Raw genomic sequence first — 20,813 nt, 5'->3', positions numbered from 1 at the left:
ACATTGGATGGCCGAAACATCATTTATAATTTCTTTCCTCCGGGCATATCGATAAAGGTCAATCGATGCGGTAATGGAAAAATCTGCTTTGCCAGTACTTGCAACCCTTCAAGGGTGACTTGCTTATGTAATTGCCCTGAACGTTGGATATAGCTAGCGTTCTTATAACGTTTGTCAGATAAGATAAGCCTTCTTAACCATGTGTTGGCATTGTTGTTGCGGTTTTTTTCAGCGAAGTAGATATCATCGACAATGCGCTGTAAATCTTGCTTCGCAATCGCTGATGAAAGGTCGTTAAGTACTTCATTAGTAGCTTTAAGTAACTCATCAGCTCTTTCAGGGGCGCAAGTGTAGTGCACTTCTGTTTCGACTCTGTTGTGCTGCGGGTCTAAGCGCATTTCAAACTTAATCGAATAAATACCGCCAAGTTCTTGTCTTAGTTTTTTCTTGAGCATTTTTTTCGCAATCGGTGTCAGTGTAGATACTAAGAATGCATTTTCAGGCGTCCATTGCATCGGTAAGTATCCGTATTGGCTAATCTCAGCTTTTTGCAGATCATGGGCTTGAATATACTCAACACGCTTAGCTGCAAGTTGCTTATTGGTGTGGTTATCAATACTTGCTTTGCGAGTGATATTTGCCAATGATTGACTCATTTGCTGCTCTAAATCCGTTTGCGATAGCTCGCCGATAATATAGAAAGTAACAGGTTGATTAATGATAGCTTTAGCTTGTTCTTCAATCTTTGCTTGGCTTAAGGCATCAACTTCTGTTTGGTTTACCCCATCAAGCATTGATTCACCAAAACGTTGTTGGTTTATAAATTGCGATTTTGGTTGAACTCGATTTGCCTGTTCAACAATTGCGTCTTTAACTGAATCCCAGGCATTGTTATCAATACCTGCATTCATGCGTAAGTGATATAACTGCATTAAGTTTGCAAATTGCTCTGGTGCTATCACGGCAGCTAAATCCAGCTCATTAGCTTTAAACTCCCATTGCCAACGAGGTTTGTCTTGCTGCCATTGTTGCCACTCAGCTTCAGACCATTGGGGTAAACCGCTTTGCTCCCATAATTGTATACTGGTTTGTGCAAGCCATACTGGCATCGCGTCATTTTGAAAGCCGACTTGAGTTAACGCCTTGATGTACAGTTTATTATCTGGGGTGGACTTGTTAAGCCATAGCAGTTGATCACCATTGCTTAGCTGGTATTTTTTTAAGGTTAATGTCTGCTGTTGATACTGCCACTGCTCAGACTCAAGCGGGTACCAGCTACCTGGTTTTGTCGTCACCTTTGGCAGTTCAGGTATTGTTACCTCAGAGTCTGTATTTAAACTCTGTTCTGTTTTTGGTTTGACATCGGCTAGCAAAACGCTTTTTTCAAGCATGTTGATATTTGTCTGAATATCGGCTTGTAACTGACGTACCTCTGCTGCTGTTGGTAAGGTGATTTGTTGGTCGCCAGCTGCTTGAAAATATAGAAAATTATCATCAGCATCGAGTATTTCACGCATGCGTTTATTAAGCTCCTCAAAGGTTATTTTATCTAACCATTGTTGAGTGCGTTCGCTACGCGTTAGCGGAGATTCAAGCAAGCTGCCTTGTATAAACGCTTCAGTAATTTTATCTTCCCAAGCGGCAAAATCACGATGCTTTGCGGCTTCGATATTACGTTTAGTAATCTCGTATGCTTTGTCACGCATTTGCGTAAACTCTTGCTCATCTAGACCATCACGATATAACCGAGCCAGTTCAGTCGCGACAACGTTAAGGCCTAAGTCATGGTCATGAGTACGTGAGGCGATAGCAACAATCAGGCGATTGTTTGTTGGCTCTTTGACAGTTAAGCTGAGGCTTTCAATGTCATCTGATTCTACTAGCGTTTGATTACGTCTAATCTGATTTCGCATCATTTTACGTAAAAAGTAGTTTTGTAGGTACGCATACTGTCCTTGCTCTGTAATGCGATCAGGCATTGGTATCCGCAGTCCATAAACTACCATGGAAGTGCTGCCTTTTGGGTGCTGTACTTTATCGATATATAGCTTAGGGGATAAAGGCAAAGCAACATAGTCGCGCTTAGGCTTTGGTTTAGAAGGTAAAGTACCGAAGGCGCTTTCAATCGCACGTTCGGTTTTCTCGGTATCGAGATAACCTGAGATCACTAGTTGCATGTTACTAGCGACATAAAAGGTGTTGTAAAAATCTCTTAACTCACTGATATCTGCTTTTTTAATGGATTTATAAGTACCAATGGTAGGGCGATCTACATAACGAGAGTTATTGCGAACAACGGCTTTTTTCAGCTGGTTGACTTCGCCAGCGAGTCCATTTCCTTGGCGCCATTCTTCCACAATTACCCCACGCTCTCGCTGCCAGTCAGCCTCATCTAAGGTGGCATGGCCTGCAAGTTGTGCCATTAATGAGAGTGAACCTTGCATATCTAAGGCATCATTTGGCCGAGTACGGATCATATATTGGGTTTCAGTTTGACGAGTCATTGCATTAACTTGCAAACCGGTTTTCCAGCCCAGTTTTTCGAGATAGTTGTGAATGCCTTCTGGATGAGCCTGCGTTTTGTGAAACACCATATGCTCAAGCATATGTGCAACACCAGCACGTTGGTTTTCGTCTACGGAGCCAGCATTAACAATTAAGCGTATATTAAAAGGATCAGTATTTTTATCACTGTTGTAGATAACGTATTGCAGACCATTGTCTAATTTTCCAGTTGTTAAAGCAGGATCCCATTGGTATTGGGCTGAACAAGTCACGCTTACGAAGACAACAATACAAGCGATAAGACGAGCACAGCTCGTCAGCATTTTTCTGTATTCATTCATTGAGTGCACATTAGGAGAAAGTTATGTTCGGTTTACGAACGAGTTAAAAAAGAACCAGAAATATTGTTGATAGGGTTTGCATCTTATTTGCAGTGATTGCTATCAATTAAATCTGGAACACAAAATAGTAATTAGGCTAATTAAGCTTAATAACGCCGTTTTAATAAAAGGAGTTCAGCGCTTTGGTAAACTAAAAAGTTTGCTAATGCGCTACTCGGATGTTTTGCGACTTATAATCAGTTATTAGTCATAGGTATAGTTAATGCCCAACCAGAAGCTACGACCAACCTCAACCCCTGACTCACCGGGGAGTACGGAATATGTTCGGCTGTCTAGTAAATTACTGACATCAAAGCTCAACGCTAGGCCATGCTTATTGAAGTCAGGTAGTCGGTAACGTAACGATGCATTAAATAAAATGGCATCATCGTATTCAAACTCTCGATAAATCGTCGCTTCTAGGGGGAGTAACTCACCAGAAGGTGTTGTTTCAACAATATCTTCAAACTCATGCACTTCAGACGTTGAAGACACAGAGGTGTAGCCTTGGGTATATGTCGCAGTTAAAGTGGTTTGTAAATCGTCAGTCCACTTTGCAGTCCAGCCCATATTGACTATCCAAGGACGCGCATAATTTGATGCAAGCCTATCAAGATCGGCTAGAGATACTGCGGTATAAACTGTTTCTTCTTTACCATTTTCATCAACGATTGTGGTTTCATAAGCAACAATATCTTCAGCTGGTGTATCGTCGATATTGTCGTCATAGCTTTCTTGGCTGGTAGAGGTTTCAGACCAAGAAGTATTGGCCCAGAAACTATGATCGCGCCATTGGCCGTTCCAAGAAAGGGAAATACGTTTTTGCTCGCTTTCACCTTTATTGACTTGATAGAGGTAGGTATAGCCACCTTCACGTACGGAGTCACCCTGACCAATTTCATCCTTGTTTTGACGCCAAACCCCACGTAACGACAAGAATCCACCGAGCATTTCTTGTTTCCAGCCCAATGTTAATTCATCCGAGTAGGGGGTTCTTACGCCATCGTATCGATAACGCGTTAAGTCTTGATCGCTATCATCAATCCAATCACCGACGACATTATTGAATGAGTCACGATACTGAGTGATATAAGGTAACTGCTGCTCACGAATAGCATATGTTGTTAAATTGGCATCGTAATAGCGACTAGCGCCGAAAGTTATTAAGGTTTGATTGTCGCCAAAAAGATCGTAGCCACCGGAAATTCGTGGTGCGATATTATGGTTACTGAAGAAATCTTCAGTGTCATAACGCAAACCTAAATTTAGCTTTAAGTTATCCCACTCGACAACATCTTGGATGTACATTGATGCTTTACGCACAGTGACATCTATATGTTCTTCTTGGTAAATAACTCGTCGCTGAAAAAACTGTCCTGTGATAGCTACTGATTGTTCATAAAGCGCAAGGTGTTCAGGATTAATTGGATTAAACGGCTCACCTAATATGGCTTCTAGATCTTCAATAGAGATATTATTGGATTGCTCAATACAATCATAATTGTTGCCATTACAATCTACTTGGCTATTAATTCTAGCATTAGAGTAGGTCACAGCTTGCTGATTTCGGTCACGCAATATTTGCTGGCTTTCTAATTGTAGCCCCATACTAAACTGATGATCTAATTCCCAAAAATTGGCGTCAAAATCAAGTTTGTTATTTAGCGAGTAGGTAATTTGTTGTGTATCGAGATCGCCATAAGCGCCTTCTTTGGATACGGTCGCCCAAGGTTCTGCCCAATCTTTACCGGGGACGTTAGCCCAAGAGAAATGATCTTGAGGGGCTGTGCGACTATTTTCACTGTAACGAGTGTTAGCGGTAATTTTCCAGTCAGCCCAACCAAGATTACGATGGCCGACCGCATTTAGCGCGTATCCACCGCCTTTGGTGGTGTAATCACTATTCAAGGTATCATTGAGAATATCGTGATCCTCAAATGGAGCATATAGCGCTGACACGCTGAGGTGATCAAACCAATCTAATTCTGAGTCGTACTTCAACATGAAGTTTGAGTTGGTACTATCGGTATCTTCTAATACGCCAAGGGATTCGATACTTTGTGTTGACTGAGTGTGATTGACATTTAGGCCAATGCCTCGACCATTTTCCAGTTTCTTAGCTAGCTGAAGCTTGTATTGATGTTTGTCATATACCGGCTTCTCAAAGGTTGATTCAGATGGTTCAGCATTGTCACCATAGATATCATGGAATTCCACCCAGTCAGAACTGGTACCTCGATACCCAAGTTTGACAGAAGGTAAATCCCAGGCATCTTTACTTTGAGATTCCACCACGCCACCTACAAACTCGCCATATTCTACCGGAATATTGGAGTCATAAACGGTAATACTTTCTACTAAGTCTTTGTTTAAAAAGAACTCGTTCGTATGACCCGCGACAGAGTTTTGGCTACTTGTGGCGACTGAAGAACTGCCAGGATCGATACGACTATTGACGTTCATTCCATCGATGAAAAAGCCATTTTGGTAAGCTTTACCGCCAGAAATTGACACTTCACGGGAACGAATATCTGTTAGGCTCGACAAGCTATTGTCTGCTTCACTAGATTGAATGCCCGGAAGACCTTTTAATAGTTCGGTTATATCACCATTGCCAATAGGTGCATTTTCAATAAAATCCTGCGATAGGAAAATTCTACCTTGAGCTTCAAGTACTTCAGGACCAAAGTAGCGACCCGTCACTTCTATCACTTCAACTGGCGTTCCATCATTGTTAAGGCAGCCTTTCATTAATTTGGCTTGCTCTTCATTCAATAACTCTGCTTCGGGAAAACGTAAGTTGCGAGCACAGCTCTGCCATAATTCTGCAGTCTTTTCTGTACTGGTTAGTATTGTTTGTTGCTGTTGTTTAAAGGGACTAACCTTTTCCGCAAAAGCGGAAAAGGTTACTGTTAGGTTCAACGCCAGCATCATGCTGACGTATACAGGGCTAAGAGTTAACTTCATAGTGTTAACCGTTACTGAGCGCTATCAGGCAATAGTGGGTTAACATCTTCACTATCAAGAATACCGTCACCGTCAGTATCATCGTCAGCAGTTAAGCCTGAGGCCGTGATTTGTTCTTCAGTTGCTACACTGATGAAGAAATTAGGCTTACCGTCTTGATCTGTATCGACGTTAGCAGCAGCAGTGGCTGGGAAATCTTCTTGTAAGGCGATTTCTTCAGCTAATACAGCAGTCAATTCTAATTGGGCTGCTTCAGCATTTGAATCACGAGCTATGATTGCTTTTGCAAAATCGTAGTTACGTGCGCCTGCTAGCAGTGCAACCCAATCCTCATAGATGTTGGCTTGAATCGTCGCAGTTTGTGTTTGCACTTTGGTATCAATGAAACTAATTAGCCTTGCAATATCAGCTTGTACACTGGCTAAGCTAGTCGCATAGTCATCTGCTGCAGCGTGGTAGCGCATTTGTGTCACCACAGAATATGCATCAGTTGATGTATTGTAATCATCAGGACTAGCAAGCTGCTCAAGGATCTCAATACCTATCTCTAACCCTGCTTCTTCATCACCATCTTGATCGGCAACGTATGTTTCATAACCCGTTAGATACTCATCAACAATTGTTGTTGCTTGCTCAGCTGGACTGATTAATAAACCGTTAAGTGCTGCACTTTGGGAAAATTCATAACGCCATTCAATACGGTCTTCAAAATCACTGACTTTATCAATTAAGGTTAGTGCTTCAATGGTGATAGCTGCTGCGACTTCTGACTCTCCGAACTCTCCTGCAACGCTCATCAACTCTTGTCGTGCAGTTAACAGGTTAGCAGTTGTTAGGTCTTCAGCGTCAAGTGGATAGTTATCCGTTAAAAGTTGCTGACAAGTTGGGAATAATGCTACGGCCTCATCTTGAGCGTCCATTCGTTGAAGCAATTCGATCAACTTACCACAACCAGAGGCGCCAACAATGTTTGCTGGAGACGTCAGCCTTTCTTCAATCATTTCTGCACTGGTAAGTATGCCCTTAGCAATTTCAATTGCTTGTTTCGCTTCATCATACATACCATAATTGATGAGATGTGCTGCAAGTCCTGGACTCGTAATTGTTTGCTCTGCAACATCTCTGAACTGTGTTCGGTAAGCATCTGGCGATAGACCAATTAAATAGTCGGTTGCCGTTTCAACACTGCCACCTTCTAATATAATTGATAATCCATGGTAGTCATCAATCTCAGCTTGAACCGTTGATTCATAACGATTTAAAAACTCTGATCCAGTGACAATAGCTAATGCAGGGTTTGGAGATAGATTAGGGTAAAGCAGCTCTAGTGCGCCTGCTGCGAGTTGTAAAGCATAAGCGACACCGTTTTCTTTAGTGTATTCAGCGTATTCATTAGCTGGACGATTATACTCTTCATCGTAAGTGACCTCACCGTGAAGTGAAATTATTCGCGCAATAAGCTCTTTGCTTTTATCCTCTTCGCCAGCACGAACATAGTATTCAAGTGCCCAACCGTAATAAAACGCGCGTTTGTAGTAGTCAGAACTTCCCGCGTTGGCTTTAGAAGACGGTAAATACTCATAGCCGATATCTTCAATATACTCGACAAAATTATCAACGGCAGCAACAAACTTAAGTCGATTATCTTCCGTTTTATCCGTTAAATATTGGGTTTGCAATTCCTCGACATAATTACGGTTACTGGTAAGCAAGTAGCCATAACTCGTCGTATATTCATCAGATTGTAATGCTTCTTTTATCAAGCCAAGCATTGCTAATACGTTTTCAGCACCAAGCTCATTACCACTGTCTTGGTAATCACCTAATAAAGACAAATAAAACCGACCATCGGTGGTATTGAAGCTGCTAAAGCCTTTATCCGCCACGTAAATATTGTAGACTTTTAATGCCTCATCACGCAGTACATCACCTTCATCAAATAAACCATTATCATTGTAGTCTGCCGCAATATCTCTTAATGCTCTGGCTTTGTTGTCCTGATTGATAATGTCTTCATTGACAATACGGCTACTTTCGTCAGTTAAGCCTGCATTGGCATAACCTTGGGCCAACGCGTGGTACGCAGGATCTGCTAAGTTGTCTTGCTCAAGGTTTTTGATTAATGCTTGAGACTGCTTAAGGTGTGATAATTCTGATGCGTAGTAATAGTCTTGCTTTTGTTGGTTGGTTTCGTAGCTAGGTTTAAGTTCAATAACGGCTGTGACCATGTCCGAATTTCCATCGTTCACACCAACCGTGAAGGATTTGGCAAACGATAATGGATCTGCGGTGTAAGTGAATGAGCCCGTTGTTGCATCAAGTGCTAATGAGCCTGATTCAGGGGCGACTTCAATCGAGTAGCTCAAGGCATCTTCGTCTGCATCCGTTGCTACAATTTGACCTTCGGTCACACCGTTTGCATTCACAGCGACACTGCTACTCACGATTACGGGGGCGTCATTGACATTGGTAACAGTGAATACCAGATTGGCAGAGGTAGCAGCCGTACCATCACTGGCTTCTACTGTCGCAGTGTCTGTACCAAAAAAATCAACCTCTGGTGTGTAGCTATAACTACCATCAGCACTTAATGAAAGTGAGCCGTTTTCAGGTGTTTGGGTAATGGAAAAGCTGACTTGATCGCCATCTGTATCTGTAGCGGCTAAATTACCATCAAAACTAGTGTCTTCTTCTAGTGTAACGGCCAGTGAGCTTGTATCAAAAACGGGTGCAGAGTTTGAGTCAGAAGAGCCTCCACCACATGCTGTAAGTAATACTGAAACTACAGCAAGAGCTAAAGGTGCGATCGGGAATGTATGCTTCGCCATCAGAAAGTCCTATTTATTATTAACTTATTTCCGGTGGCATTCTGATACCGCGTTATTACAAATGCAAATCATTCTCATAACCATTTGATACATGTTTGTGGTTTTATGACCAAGATCGCAACTGTTTGTAAATTTTGCGTTTGACAATGTAAATTAATTGTAGCGCTCAAAAATAAACTTTTTCTTTAAAAGGGTAAATATTATTTATCTGATTTTTAAGGATTATTTATTATTAGAGTATTAAGTTTAAATTTTGAGTTCGTTTAATTAACTTGCAGAGCGAACAATCGAGTTTAAGCCTTGTGTAAATGTTGTGAGTTGGTTGCTTACTTTGGTTTAGAGATAAAATTTACTATGCTACTGATAGAGTGTTGGCTTTACTCCTTTATGTTAAACAAGGGTGCAAATTGACCAAAAGAGTATTGCCTAACAAAACGATGCCAAGTGGCATCGTTTTGTTTTGACTTATGTGAGGTTATTACTCAACTACGGTTAGCTCGCTGATCGGTGTTGCAATTGGGTTGTGGTAGATGGCTTTCAAAACTGCGATTGCTCGCTCATCCCAAATGCCGTCCATACCGAAACCATTAAAGTGAGCTCCAAGACCTAACGCATGACCTAACTCATGAATGATAATGTCTTTAGTGATGGTATCCATGTTCTTACAAATACTGTTATGGCTACCTAGGTTAACCATGTGCCAGTTGCTGTTCGTGAAGTAGGCTTTGTCATCAACCTTGAAGCCAGTGTCACCACCATAAAACGGGAATGTACTGTGGTTTGCTTTGTAATTACTGCACTGTGATGAATCAAGCAATGCGTGAGTAGTGCCGTAGGAGATTGTGATCGCACCACGAACACCATAGTGCTCTGAAATATCTTCATAGCTGTCGGTTTCAATGACGTTTCCATACTGAGGGTGATCTAGATCTGTGTGAGTCGCGGTGTCTGCATCGTAGTTACGGCTTGCGTCACTGTTGTACGTGTGACCTTTCCACAGGTTGCGATACTGTTTTGCAGTCTCGTATCGCTCGCCACCTGATTCAATCGAGTCTTTAAGTTTGCGCTCTTCATTTAGATAAAAATCAGCATCAAACTGTGCCAAGTTTACGTCCAAGATTTCATCGTTGAATATTTTTACGCCAACTTGCGTCTCGATTGTCTCAACCGCGTCCAAAATTAGGGCGCGACGCGCAGGTGTCAAATGCTCATTATCATTGATAAAAACAGTGACCAAGCGGCTATAACCGTCATCACTAACGGGCTCCCTTAATGAAACGCCATTCACCTCAGATTCAGTACGGTATCTTAGGGTTTTACCTTCTTGAATGTTTAGTGCAGAAAGCGCTGCCCATGCCGCATCGTATTCTTCATTGCTCATGTTCTGACCATCGAGGCAAGCGCCACCACCGCAATACGAACCATCCGTGCTAATCGGGTAAATTGTTCCGTCCGTGCCATACTCAAACATGTTGCTAAAATACTTAGACAAAAGTGCGCGAGTCATTCCTTGAGTTGCGGTTACACTTTCTTGAATAAATGCGTCATCAATGGTGTGTGATGAAGAGTCATCGCTCCCGCCACAACCGACCAAAGCTACAGTAATCGCAGCTGCTAAGCAGTTCATTCTTTTCATTATTCGTACGTCCTTCGTGTATTGCTCTATTCGTGTTGGATAAGTCTAATTTTTCTAGATAAAAAACTGATACTATTAGATATAATTTTTTTTATATCTAAACGGTAAGATATAGGCATGAAGTCAAGTGAATATCATTTGTTGGCTGTTTTTGCAGCAGTAGTAGAGGAAGGAAAGTATACGAAGGTAGCTAAAAGATTAGGTATTACTCAGCCGTCAGTCAGTCAAAGTGTGTCGAAGCTAAGAAATATCTATAACGACCCACTCTTCATTAGGGAAAAACTAGGTGTTAGGCCTACAGCATTTGCGTTAGAGATATATCCTGATATTGCAGATGCGATTTCAAGGTTAGACGCACTATCTGCTAAAAGGATTAAATTTGACCCTAACTCGAGCAAGCGTGTATTTAGAATTTCTACAATAAGTCTTTTTGAGCACACTTTAATTCCCACTATTTTTAGGATAGTTGAGAAAGAAGCGCCAGATGTAACACTTCTGGTCGAGAATCACAGCACTAAAGTGACTAAAGACATGTTAAGACAAGGCAGTATTGATATTGCTATTGAAGGGAGCGTTAAAACTCAGTCTTTTATTAAGTCTCAAACATTTTACGATGATGAATTGGTAGTGGTTTGCGGTAAGAAGCATCCATTGTTTTCGAAAGGGACTATTTTAGAGGAGGAGTTTTTAAATAATCAACATATCACTCTCTCAAGCCTTTCTGAGAACAATAGCTTTTTCGAGCGCTTTTCTATCACCTGTTTAGACATGCTAAAGAAACGAAAAGTGAAACGGCAAGTCGCAAGTTATTGGGGGTTATTATCTTCGGTCAAAGATAGTGATAGTTTAGCTATTTTTACGCGTAAAATGGCGGTTGCGAATATTGATGTTTTTAACTTAAAAATATTGGAAAATGATTTTCTCGAACAAAAAGTCGAAGCTTCGATATTCTGGTCGAAATCGAGAAGCATTGACCCTTCGATAGTTTGGCTAATCGATAAGGTCAAAGAAGCATCTATTGGTTCGTTTTAGTTGCAAGACTACCTATCTTTTTAATAAAAACCATTTGTTCACATATGACAACTAGCGCCCCTTAAAAGGCACATCGTGTTATAGGTTAATAGATTATCGAAATCAGGTCAGCGTTAGTGCTGTTCTTCCTAATCTTATCGATTGTCACATGTTGATTATAAAGGGGCAACAGTGCTTTATATCTTGTCGATTACTTTATCAATGGCATAGCCTTCGCAATGACTGATTAATAAGTGGATTTGAAGTGGATTTGAAGTGGGTTGATGATTTGGCTTGTTTTCCCTCATTGAAGCAAACGAGGTTGCTCTGTATAATCCGTCGCCTTGTCAATTTGAGTGGTGACTCGTCCCCCAATTGATCCCCCAACTTGTTCCTAAATGCCAACGCGGCTGAATTTGGACTGAATGTAGAACAACGCAAAGCGGCAGAATGTGCGCTATGTTTATGAATTTAAAAGAGGTTCTTGATATGCACACATCATCCCGTTTTTCAGTCGCCCCAATGCTTGATTGGACTGATAGGCATTATCGATATTTTGCTAGACTGATGTCGGCACATACTGTGCTGTATACCGAGATGGTGACGACTGGTGCGATTATTCATGGTCAAGGTGATTACTTAGCCTATAACCAAGAAGAACATCCTGTTGCATTGCAGTTAGGTGGCTCGAATCCAAAAGATTTAGCGACGTGTGCCAAATTGGCATTTGAGCGTGGCTATGATGAGATTAACCTTAATGTCGGTTGTCCGTCTGATCGAGTACAGAATGGGCGTTTTGGTGCCTGTTTAATGGGTGAGCCTGCGTTAGTAGCTGAATGTGTTGATGCGATGAAACAAGTGGCCGATATTCCCGTGACAGTTAAAACGCGAATCGGTATTGATGAGCAAGACAGCTACGAGTTTTTGACTGATTTTGTTGATACCGTTAAGGCTGTTGGTTGCGATACGTTCATTGTGCATGCCCGTAAGGCATGGCTACAGGGCTTAAGCCCGAAAGAAAACCGCGAAATACCTGAACTTAACTATGAGCGCGTTTATCAGTTAAAGCGTGATTATGCTGATTTGAACATTAGTATTAATGGCGGTGTTAAATCCTTAGAGGACTCACTGAGCCATTTACAACAACTTGATGGTGTGATGATCGGTCGTGAGGCTTATCAGAACCCGTATTTATTGGCTAAAGTGGATCAGTTGATATACGGCGAAGAAAAGCCGGTTATCACCCGTGAACAAGTGATTGAGCAAATGATGCCTTACATTGAGCAGCATTTAAAAGACGGTGGCAGGTTAAACCATATTACTCGTCACATGATTGGCTTATTCCAGGGGTTACCTGGTTCAAGAGGCTGGCGCAGACATTTAAGTGAGAACGCCCATAAAGCAGGCGCGGGTGTTTCAGTTATATGGGATGCCGTAGCAAGAATGGAGCAGAGTCGCCCGCCAGCGGATGTGACTTTTTACCCTAATAATGTGTAAAAGCATCGCAAGATAATTGTTTAAGAGGAACCTTAAACGAGATTTAAAGCGCCAATCATTGGCGCTTTTTTTGTGGGCGTTATTTGGCTAATTAAGTTTTAGCTAATTTCACTATTTTAGTGGTTAAAAATACTAATAGTTTAAAAAATGCTCAATGAGGTTTTGTTGTTGAAAATCTTGAATTGATAAAAAACACTTTAAATTCAGTTGTTAAAAAATAATTTAAAACTTGGCACGTAGCTTGTAATAACCATGGTGTACCCAACAATTGAAAAGGAAGACATCATGTTTAACTCAACTACTAATACAAATGGTTTAATCTCTACAACTAATACTAACGCAAACTCATCAGCAAAAAGTGTATTGAAAAAAGTCGCTTTAGTCGCGTTAATTGCAACTGCAAGTATGAGCGCTCAGGCTAACGATTTAAACAGTCAAGATATGATTGATGTGTTAGAAACGCGTTTAAGTGAAACGGCTTCTGAAATGTTGCAATCAGCAAAACAAGAAATCGTACTTTCGCTTCATAGTCAAATTGCAGAGCAAGCATTTGAGTTAAACAGTTCACTAGAATTAGCTGAAACAGCATCGGATACAGTATCAGAAACAACTACAGATTCTGTATTAGCGAGCAATGAGGATTAATTCATGGATTTAATGATGATTTTTCATTTAGCAGATCCATTAATTTCATTACTTCTGCTTCCCGTGATTAGTTTTATTATTTGTTCGTTACTGATATGTGGGTTGCAGTGGTATCAATTTAAAAGTGTCGATGCAATTTCTGAAGAAATAATCAATTTAGAATTTGCTGGAGAAACAAAATGAACATGTCCGATGTAGAAACGTTTTTAAAGTCAGATAAAAGCATTATATGCGGTGCAGTAAACTCGCTTTCAAAGCAGTTTGGTTGGTCTGTAATGTGGTCTCGTGTGTTAACATTGATTGCTATATTTTTAAGCCCGACGATGGGACTGATTGCTTACTTTGTTACCGCTATTGTCGTAAGCCAGCAAAAAACAAAATATTAATGTTAGGGATGAATTTACCCTAACATCAATTTTCGCTAGTCACGCAGCACAGGAAGAGGTCGTTTTATCACTATCGTACCATCACGATAAAAGTGTTCTTTATTCCTTCCAAGTGCCGCAGTCACCATTTTCAAACAGCGCTTACGAGTCTTATAAAAGTATTCAACTAACGTTAGCAAATAGCTGTTTGGCTCATTAGCGAGTGACACTTAACTCTATCTTTTTAAGAAAGCTTGGAAGCGTGCTTTTGCTTCATCACTTTTTAGTCTTTCGCTAAATACTTCTAACTCAGCTAGCATTTGCTGCTTAACGTCAGCTTGGTTATAGCGCAGAAGCTTTTTAGATGCTTGCAGTGATAATGGCGGTTGATTCGCGAGTTTTTTGGCTTGTTCAAAAACAAAATCGTTTAATTCTGATGACTCAATCACCCGATTGATAATATTTAGTTCGCAAGCCGTTTCTGCCGTAAAGCTTTCGCCTAATAGAATTAATTCAGCTGCTTTTTGTTGGCCAACAATAAGTGGTAACAATAAACTTGAAGCTGCTTCAGGCACCAGGGCTAGATTTACGAAAGGTAATTGAAACTTGGCGCTGTTGTCAGCATAAACTAGGTCGCAATGGAGTAGCATTGTTGTGCCGATGCCTACAGCTGCACCAGATACTGCTGCTACGATGGGCTTTTTAAGATTAAGCAGACAATGTAAGAATTGTACTGTCGGATGAGACTCGTTAAGTTCGCCACTGGCGAGGAAATCAGCAATATCATTACCTGAGGTGAAGCAGTTCCCTTCACCGCGTAACATAAAGGTACGAATGTCGTTGTCGCTCTCACCTTGGATCAGGTATTCTGTAAGCTGTTGGTACATTTTAAGATTAAATGCATTACGTTTCTCAGGGCGATTGAAACTGATAATACGTACGCCTTGATCATCCTTAACCTGAATCTGACTCATTCGTTGTTTTCCTTATGGACACGAGTAGGGTGTAAATGGAGTTTATGACATTGAAAGCAATATTCAAACAACTGTTTAGTTTTTTAGCGTTAACCGTATTTTCTTTTTCAGCATCAGCAGGGATAATGCTCAGTGAAGGACATGTAAGAGCGATGCCCGCCAGTGTGCCTAATACAGCAGCATATTTGACATTAATGAACCACTCAGATGATGCTGTAACATTAGTTTCTGTGACAACACCAGTGGCTAAAGAAGCGCAATTACACACTTTGGTTGAAGAGAATGGCATGGTAAAAATGCGTCAAGTTGACGGCTTTGACATTCCATCTCATGGCACCTTAACGCTACAACCATCGGGTGACCATATTATGCTGCTATCATTAACGACGCCGCTAGCGATAGGGGATAAAGTTCCTTTAGTGCTGACGTTTAAGGATGGCAAAACATTGGCAATCGAACTGGCGGTAGAAAAAAGGGCGAGTAATGATAAGCAAGAAAGCCATCACCACCATCATCACTAAGGAGTTGTATTGATGCAAATGACAAGGAATAAAGTATTTGGCGTTGTAGGAATAATCTTATTAATTGGTTATTTCATTGCGGTTTGGTGGAGTGTTGAGCCTGATATTCTTGAGCCAGAAGTACTGCAAAATGAACGTGGTGAAGACATTGTTGGTTATGCGACAACTTCTTCGTTAATTTCTACCATGGAAACCCTATTGGACAAACCAGGTGGCTGGCTATCAAATGATATTATGCCTCCCTCTGTGATCATGGATAACATGCCAGCATTCGAGTTTGGGGCACTAGAGCAATCACGTGACCTAGCATTGATTATGCGTAAAGAGTTCAGTCGTTCTCAGTCGCAATCAACAGCTGATGCAGATTTACTTGCCGCGCACTCAAAGCTCAATATTGAGCACACTAGCTGGTTAGTGCCAAGTGCAGAAGGCGAATATCGTGAAGCAATCAAATTACTGAAACTTTATCGCGCTAAAATTAGTGATACAGAAAACAGTAATGCACAGTTTTATGCTCGTGCAGATAACCTAAATGAATGGCTAAAAGAAGTGCAGAAACGTTTAGGCAGTATGTCGCAACGCTTATCTGCTAGTGTTGGTCAAGATCGTTTAAATACAGATTTAGCAGGCGACAGCACAGCAAGACAGTCAACACCGTCTTTAGCCAGTAACGAAATTAAAACAAGCTGGTGGAAAATTGATGATGTGCTTTATGAAAGCCGAGGTTCAGCTTGGGCATTATTAAATTTCATGAAAGCTATCGAAGTTGATTTTGCCGATGTGCTAGAAAAGAAAAATGCTGAAGTGAGTTTACGTCAAATTATTCGTGAACTTGAAGCAACTCAGCAAACTGTTTGGAGCCCAATGGTTTTAAATGGTGATGGTTTTGGATTAGTGGCTAACCACTCGTTAGTGATGGCCAACTATATATCGCGTGCAAATGCCGCGGTAATTGATTTAACTAACTTACTCTCTCAGGGATAATGATGAAAAAGACACTTCTTGCTATGGCCGCTGTAGGCATGTTAAGCATATCTTCTGCACAAGCTTCAACGCTTGTGGGCTTCAAAGTTGGTGGTGATTACTGGGATGCTGATACCAGTGGCTCATTTAACAGTGATGATGGTGTGGCGCAAACCTATAATTATGAGTCTAAAGCTCAAGGTAGCGTTTGGATTGCCATTGAGCATCCAATTCCTTTAGTACCTAATATCAAAATTCGTGAGAACCGTTTAGAAGGTAAAGGCAGCCAAGTTGGCTCTAACTTTATGTTCAATGGTCATCAATTTGATAGTGATACCACGGTATACAACGATTTAAGTAACACTGATTTTGTTCTTTATTATGAAATCTTAGACAATGATTTAGTCGCCTTAGATTTAGGTGCTGCTTACAAGCAAATGCATGGCTCGCTACGCGTTCAAGATCCTGGACATCCAGAAGAAGTGGACGTAGATAGCGGCATCGTTATGGTTTATGCGAACGCTGAAGTGGGCATTCCTGGACTTGGCTTATATGCTTTTGCTGATGTCATGTTAGGTGTTGATGAAACCAGTGTGTACGATTACAACGCAGGTCTAGGTTGGAAGTTTGATGGTGTTGCACTAGATACTGCAATTCGCGTTGGTTACCGTGAGTTTAACTTCGACGTTGATGACTTTTCTGACACTACGCAGAATATGACGTTTAAAGGCGCATTTGCAGGTGTTGAATTGACGTTCTAATTGACTCAGTTTACAGACATTAAAAAACCGCCTATTGGCGGTTTTTTTGTCTCTTATTTTCAATCGTTTGTTTTGAATAACAGCGGTAAGTGTTTTAGCTTACCGCCAGCTAATCATTATTGTGCGATTAAACCATTGTTAATAGAGATAATGTCGTCTTCACTCAATGTACCAGCGGCTTGCTTAAGCGCCAAGATAGAGTTGATGTAACCATAACGAGCATCAGATAGTTGACGCTTTGAATCATATAAATCACGGGTACGGTTTAATACGTCAACGATAGTACGTGTACCTACTTCAAAACCGGCTTGAGTGGCTTTTAGTGCACTTTCAGATGAAATCACTGATTGCTCATAAGCGCGGATTGAACTGATTGATGCACCGACGTTGTTAAAGTTATTACGTACATCTTTAACGACACCACGATGAACTTGTTCCAGTTTTTCGCTAGCTTCAACATATTGGAACTGCGCTTGCTTAACTTGCGAAGTCACTTTAAAACCTTCAAAAATCGGTACACTCAAAGTCAATGCAATGTTGGCATTATCATAATCAGCTGAACCGGTTTGCTTTACACCTTTAGTGTAACCAGCGCCAAAGTTAAGTGAAGGCATGTGACCAGCTTTATAAAGCGAAATAGTTTCACTAGCGATATCACGACCGATACGCTGAGTCATTAAATCAATACTGTTAGTTTCAGCAATTTTTAACCACTCAGATGACGTTGTTGGGTTTGCTGCACCAGCTGAGAAACGATTAGTATCAAGTGTATTGATTGACTTGTGATCAATACCGGTGATTTCACGTAATGCTTCATAACTGTTTGCTAGCGTATTTTCTGCCAGAATTTCGGTTGCCGAAGCTAAATCGTATTGTGCTTGTGCTTCATGCACGTCAGTAATCGCAGTAAGACCGACAGCAAAACGTTGTTTAGTTTGCTCTAGTTGACGCTCAATCGCGCGTTTTTCTGCACCTTGGAATTCAAAGTTGTCTTTTGCAGTCAATACATCAAAATATGCTGTGGTTACACGAATGATTAATGCTTGAAGCGCAGAGGCATAAGCTGAATCAGCTTGTGATGCTGCCATTTCGGCTAAGTCTAAGCCAACCCATGCACTGTGGTCATAAATAACTTGGTTTAATGACAAGCCGCCAGTGAAACCATCAGGTTTAGAAGTAGCAGAGCCGTCATCAATGTCATTCCATGCTTTAGCATATCCAACATTCGCGCTGATAGTAGGTAGTAAGGGAGCACGATTTTCTTCAATTGTCTCATACAGTGCATCACGCTGAGATTGTGCTTGAAGTACGATAGTATCGCTAGTTAGCGCTTGCTGATAGATTTGCAGTAAATCATCAGCATTTGCTGCAGGTGCAGCAACGGCTAGTGTTAGCGCTGCGTATAAAGAACGTATTTTAAATTTCATTTGCTGCCCTTTTAGACATAGTCTCCACTTGGGAGGTAAGATAATCTCGTTTGTTCACATTTTATATTGATAAGCAAGATTGCTTTAGCATATTGTGAACTCGCTAAAACTTTGTGCAATCCCGCTATGTATCTAGTGTGTATGATAAAAAGACTATCATCTTTAAGCTAAATATCAACTTTCAAGTTGTAACAGACTTTTTTAAACTCACATGCTTAAATGCTTAACTAACATAATAGTGCATTAAATATTTCAAAGGGCTTACAAACTGTAAGAAAAAATATGAAAGATAGTGAATTAATAGAACAATTTAACGCAAAAAGCGATATTGAAGTCATTTCCACTAAAACCTTGTACAAAGGCTTCTTCCAATTAGATGAATATAAATTCAAACATAAATTGTTTTCAGGTGGTTGGAGCGAGGTCGTCACCAGGGAAGTTTTTGAACGTGGTAATGCCGTGGTTGTTTTGCCTTATGATCCCATCACTCATCAAGTCGTATTAATTGAACAAATCAGGTTACCTGCATTAGCAACGACTAATTCAGTTTGGCTTCTTGAGCTTGTGGCAGGTATGATTGCAGCCGATGAAATTCCAGCTGAAGTCGCGGAGCGTGAATTAATGGAAGAAACCGGCTTAAAAGCCAGCGAAGTCCATTTAGTGAATAGTTATTTAGCAACACCAGGCGGTTCATCGGAACGTTATCATTTTTATTGGGCCAAAGTCGATGCAAGCAAAGCCGAAGGCATCCATGGTCTCGATTATGAGCATGAAGATATCAAAGTCCATGTTGTAGACTTTGATGCGGCTATGGCTATGGTTAATTCAGGTCGAATAGATAATGCATCTACTGTTATTGGCTTACAATGGTTAGCGTTAAACCTAGATACAGTAAGACAAGCATAGCTTGATAGATTTATCGTCAAAGGTTTGAAATAAAGAAGCAAAAAGTAAGTGAGTTAATTTTGAAGCAACAAACTGCGAAAGATAAATATCAGCCTAACGTGAGTGCTTTTCTAGCACTGTGCGGGCGAAATTATGCGTTGATTTTAAAGTGGTTGCCAGATGTTGCAGAAGTCAATGAGTCTTGGACTGTTGAAGGGCAGTTTGGATTATTAGATGTCACAATTATAGAGAATACAAAGTATACTCAATTAATTGAAATAACACGCCATTTACCCAATAACGATTTCCTTATCACACCTAAAGCCTGTGTGCGAGTCTATCATGATGCCCAATTGGCAGAAGTGTTAACTAGTCAACAGATCTACCGGTTAAAAGCAGTGTATGATTATCCAAATGTACATATGCATCAAACGGATGAGAAGTATCAAGTTAATGCATTTCTTGAAGAGCTGTTAAAGATTGGATGTCGCCCTGCGAAAATCTGTTCTTCTTCAGTCTAAACATTGAATTAATTTATTTTGGGATTAATTAGTGCTTAAAGAGCCTGTGTCTTATTCAATTGCTGATACGGATGTCGTGCGACTTATTCAAGTTACTGACCCGCATTTGTTTGCTGATCCTGAAGCGAAGCTATTAGGTGTGAATACGGCTGCCAGTTTTCAGGCCGTTTTAGATACATTCCTTGCAACTGAATATCCTGCCGACATGGTTCTAGCTACGGGTGATATCAGCCAAGATTACTCACCGCAGTCTTATCAACACTTTTCATCGACCATTGCCAAACTAGACCTTCCATGCCATTACTTACCGGGTAATCATGATGACCCTCGGTTAATGAGTTTGCATATGCAGGGTAATCATTTATTTGGTCAGCAGCGCATCATAGCGGGTGAGTGGCAAATTTTGATGTTGGACTCTACAGTGCGTGGTAAGCCAGGTGGTTATATGGCTGAACAACAAATGGCACTTATTGACGCAGCAATTGCTGCTGAGCCCAATAAGCATGTTCTACTTGTTATGCATCATAACCCTATATTAGTTGAATGTAGTTGGCTTGATCAGCATTGCATGGCTAATGGTGAAGATTTCTTAAAGCGTGTAAGTCGGTACCCACAAGTAAAAGGTGCGCTATGGGGACACGTTCATCAAACCATTGATAGCCAGTATTCTACTGCAGAAGGTGGGATTCATTTAATGGCGACGCCATCTACTTGTATACAATTTAAGCCAAAATCATCCTATTTTGCGTTAGATGGACTTCAACCTGGCTATCGTTTGCTGGAGTTAGCTAGCAATGGTAGCATTCAAACTAATGTTTATCGGGTGCCTGGTGAAAAATTCTCTCCAGACAATGATGCCAGCGGTTATTAAACGCTAACTATTCATGTGTAGGCCTGATTATAATCGCTGTTTAAGCATTCAGGTTA

General features: G+C 40.9%; 18 protein-coding genes. 11 read left to right on the top strand and 7 right to left on the bottom strand.

Going from position 1 to position 20,813, the window contains the following annotated elements:
* Window positions 1-23: 23 nt before the first annotated feature.
* From L2737_RS10215 to L2737_RS10200, 4 genes are all read right to left on the bottom strand, one after another.
* Window positions 24-2,846, bottom strand: coding sequence for a M16 family metallopeptidase (locus tag L2737_RS10215; protein WP_248955649.1), 2,823 nt, complete (start codon window positions 2,844-2,846; stop codon window positions 24-26).
* Between the two features lie 243 nt (window positions 2,847-3,089).
* Window positions 3,090-5,852, bottom strand: a complete 2,763-nt coding sequence (locus tag L2737_RS10210) for a TonB-dependent receptor plug domain-containing protein (protein ID WP_248955648.1) — start codon at window positions 5,850-5,852, stop codon at window positions 3,090-3,092.
* A gap of 11 nt (window positions 5,853-5,863) precedes the next feature.
* Window positions 5,864-8,680: a cadherin-like domain-containing protein gene (locus L2737_RS10205; protein ID WP_248955647.1), complete on the bottom strand. Its 2,817-nt coding sequence runs from the start codon at window positions 8,678-8,680 to the stop codon at window positions 5,864-5,866.
* 478 nt (window positions 8,681-9,158) lie between these two features.
* A complete protein-coding gene (locus L2737_RS10200) occupies window positions 9,159-10,316 on the bottom strand; it encodes a hypothetical protein (protein WP_248955646.1) in 1,158 nt (385 codons plus the stop codon).
* A gap of 117 nt (window positions 10,317-10,433) precedes the next feature.
* Here L2737_RS10200 and L2737_RS10195 point away from each other — a divergent pair, with 117 nt between their 5' ends.
* The 5 genes from L2737_RS10195 to L2737_RS10175 all read left to right on the top strand — a co-directional run bounded on the left by L2737_RS10195 (window position 10,434) and on the right by L2737_RS10175 (window position 13,855).
* Window positions 10,434-11,348 (top strand): LysR family transcriptional regulator, encoded by a 915-nt coding sequence (locus tag L2737_RS10195; protein ID WP_248955645.1) that lies wholly within the window; start codon window positions 10,434-10,436, stop codon window positions 11,346-11,348.
* A gap of 468 nt (window positions 11,349-11,816) precedes the next feature.
* Window positions 11,817-12,824 (top strand): tRNA dihydrouridine(20/20a) synthase DusA, encoded by a 1,008-nt coding sequence (dusA, locus tag L2737_RS10190; protein WP_248955644.1) that lies wholly within the window; start codon window positions 11,817-11,819, stop codon window positions 12,822-12,824.
* A 285-nt stretch (window positions 12,825-13,109) separates the two neighbouring features.
* Window positions 13,110-13,469: a hypothetical protein gene (locus L2737_RS10185; RefSeq protein WP_102527995.1), complete on the top strand. Its 360-nt coding sequence runs from the start codon at window positions 13,110-13,112 to the stop codon at window positions 13,467-13,469.
* Window positions 13,470-13,472: 3 nt separating this feature from the next.
* On the top strand, window positions 13,473-13,652 hold the full coding sequence (locus L2737_RS10180; protein WP_229371105.1) for a hypothetical protein: 180 nt from the start codon (window positions 13,473-13,475) through the stop codon (window positions 13,650-13,652).
* Complete coding sequence (locus L2737_RS10175; protein WP_102527993.1) at window positions 13,649-13,855, top strand: PspC domain-containing protein; 207 nt, start codon at window positions 13,649-13,651, stop codon at window positions 13,853-13,855. The genes L2737_RS10180 and L2737_RS10175 overlap by 4 nt, the downstream gene beginning before the upstream one ends.
* 35 nt (window positions 13,856-13,890) lie before the next feature.
* Here L2737_RS10175 and L2737_RS10170 read toward each other — a convergent pair whose 3' ends face one another.
* Together L2737_RS10170 and L2737_RS10165 are read right to left on the bottom strand one after the other, a co-directional pair.
* Window positions 13,891-14,064, bottom strand: a complete 174-nt coding sequence (locus tag L2737_RS10170; protein ID WP_248955643.1) for a hypothetical protein — start codon at window positions 14,062-14,064, stop codon at window positions 13,891-13,893.
* A gap of 6 nt (window positions 14,065-14,070) precedes the next feature.
* Window positions 14,071-14,808 (bottom strand): enoyl-CoA hydratase, encoded by a 738-nt coding sequence (locus L2737_RS10165; protein ID WP_229371107.1) that lies wholly within the window; start codon window positions 14,806-14,808, stop codon window positions 14,071-14,073.
* A gap of 35 nt (window positions 14,809-14,843) precedes the next feature.
* Here L2737_RS10165 and L2737_RS10160 point away from each other — a divergent pair, with 35 nt between their 5' ends.
* Genes L2737_RS10160 through L2737_RS10150 form a run of 3 tightly spaced genes read left to right on the top strand, consistent with a single transcriptional unit; the run spans window position 14,844 to window position 17,053 of the window.
* Window positions 14,844-15,329 (top strand): copper chaperone PCu(A)C, encoded by a 486-nt coding sequence (locus L2737_RS10160; RefSeq protein WP_248955642.1) that lies wholly within the window; start codon window positions 14,844-14,846, stop codon window positions 15,327-15,329.
* Window positions 15,330-15,341: 12 nt separating this feature from the next.
* The gene (locus L2737_RS10155) at window positions 15,342-16,313 is read left to right on the top strand and encodes a DUF2333 family protein (RefSeq protein WP_102527990.1); all 972 of its coding nucleotides are present in this window, start codon (window positions 15,342-15,344) and stop codon (window positions 16,311-16,313) included.
* 2 nt (window positions 16,314-16,315) lie between these two features.
* Window positions 16,316-17,053 carry a TIGR04219 family outer membrane beta-barrel protein gene (locus L2737_RS10150; protein WP_102527989.1) on the top strand — a complete coding sequence of 246 codons (738 nt, stop codon included), beginning with the start codon at window positions 16,316-16,318 and terminating at the stop codon, window positions 17,051-17,053.
* A 116-nt stretch (window positions 17,054-17,169) separates the two neighbouring features.
* Here the strand turns inward: L2737_RS10150 and tolC are convergent, their stop codons facing one another.
* Entirely contained in the window at window positions 17,170-18,480 is a 1,311-nt protein-coding gene (gene tolC, locus L2737_RS10145; RefSeq protein WP_102527988.1) for an outer membrane channel protein TolC, read from the bottom strand.
* 282 nt (window positions 18,481-18,762) lie between these two features.
* Here tolC and nudF point away from each other — a divergent pair, with 282 nt between their 5' ends.
* Genes nudF through cpdA form a run of 3 tightly spaced genes read left to right on the top strand, consistent with a single transcriptional unit; the run spans window position 18,763 to window position 20,757 of the window.
* Window positions 18,763-19,386, top strand: a complete 624-nt coding sequence (nudF, locus tag L2737_RS10140) for an ADP-ribose diphosphatase (protein ID WP_248955641.1) — start codon at window positions 18,763-18,765, stop codon at window positions 19,384-19,386.
* Window positions 19,387-19,445: 59 nt separating this feature from the next.
* Window positions 19,446-19,886, top strand: coding sequence for a DUF1249 domain-containing protein (locus tag L2737_RS10135; protein ID WP_102527986.1), 441 nt, complete (start codon window positions 19,446-19,448; stop codon window positions 19,884-19,886).
* A 31-nt stretch (window positions 19,887-19,917) separates the two neighbouring features.
* A complete protein-coding gene (gene cpdA / locus L2737_RS10130; RefSeq protein WP_248955640.1) occupies window positions 19,918-20,757 on the top strand; it encodes a 3',5'-cyclic-AMP phosphodiesterase in 840 nt (279 codons plus the stop codon).
* Window positions 20,758-20,813: the final 56 nt, after the last annotated feature.

Source organism: Shewanella electrodiphila, assembly GCF_023283985.1.
In the GTDB taxonomy this organism is placed as follows: Bacteria; Pseudomonadota; Gammaproteobacteria; order Enterobacterales; family Shewanellaceae; genus Shewanella; species Shewanella electrodiphila.
This window is presented reverse-complemented; position numbering and strand designations above follow the sequence as displayed.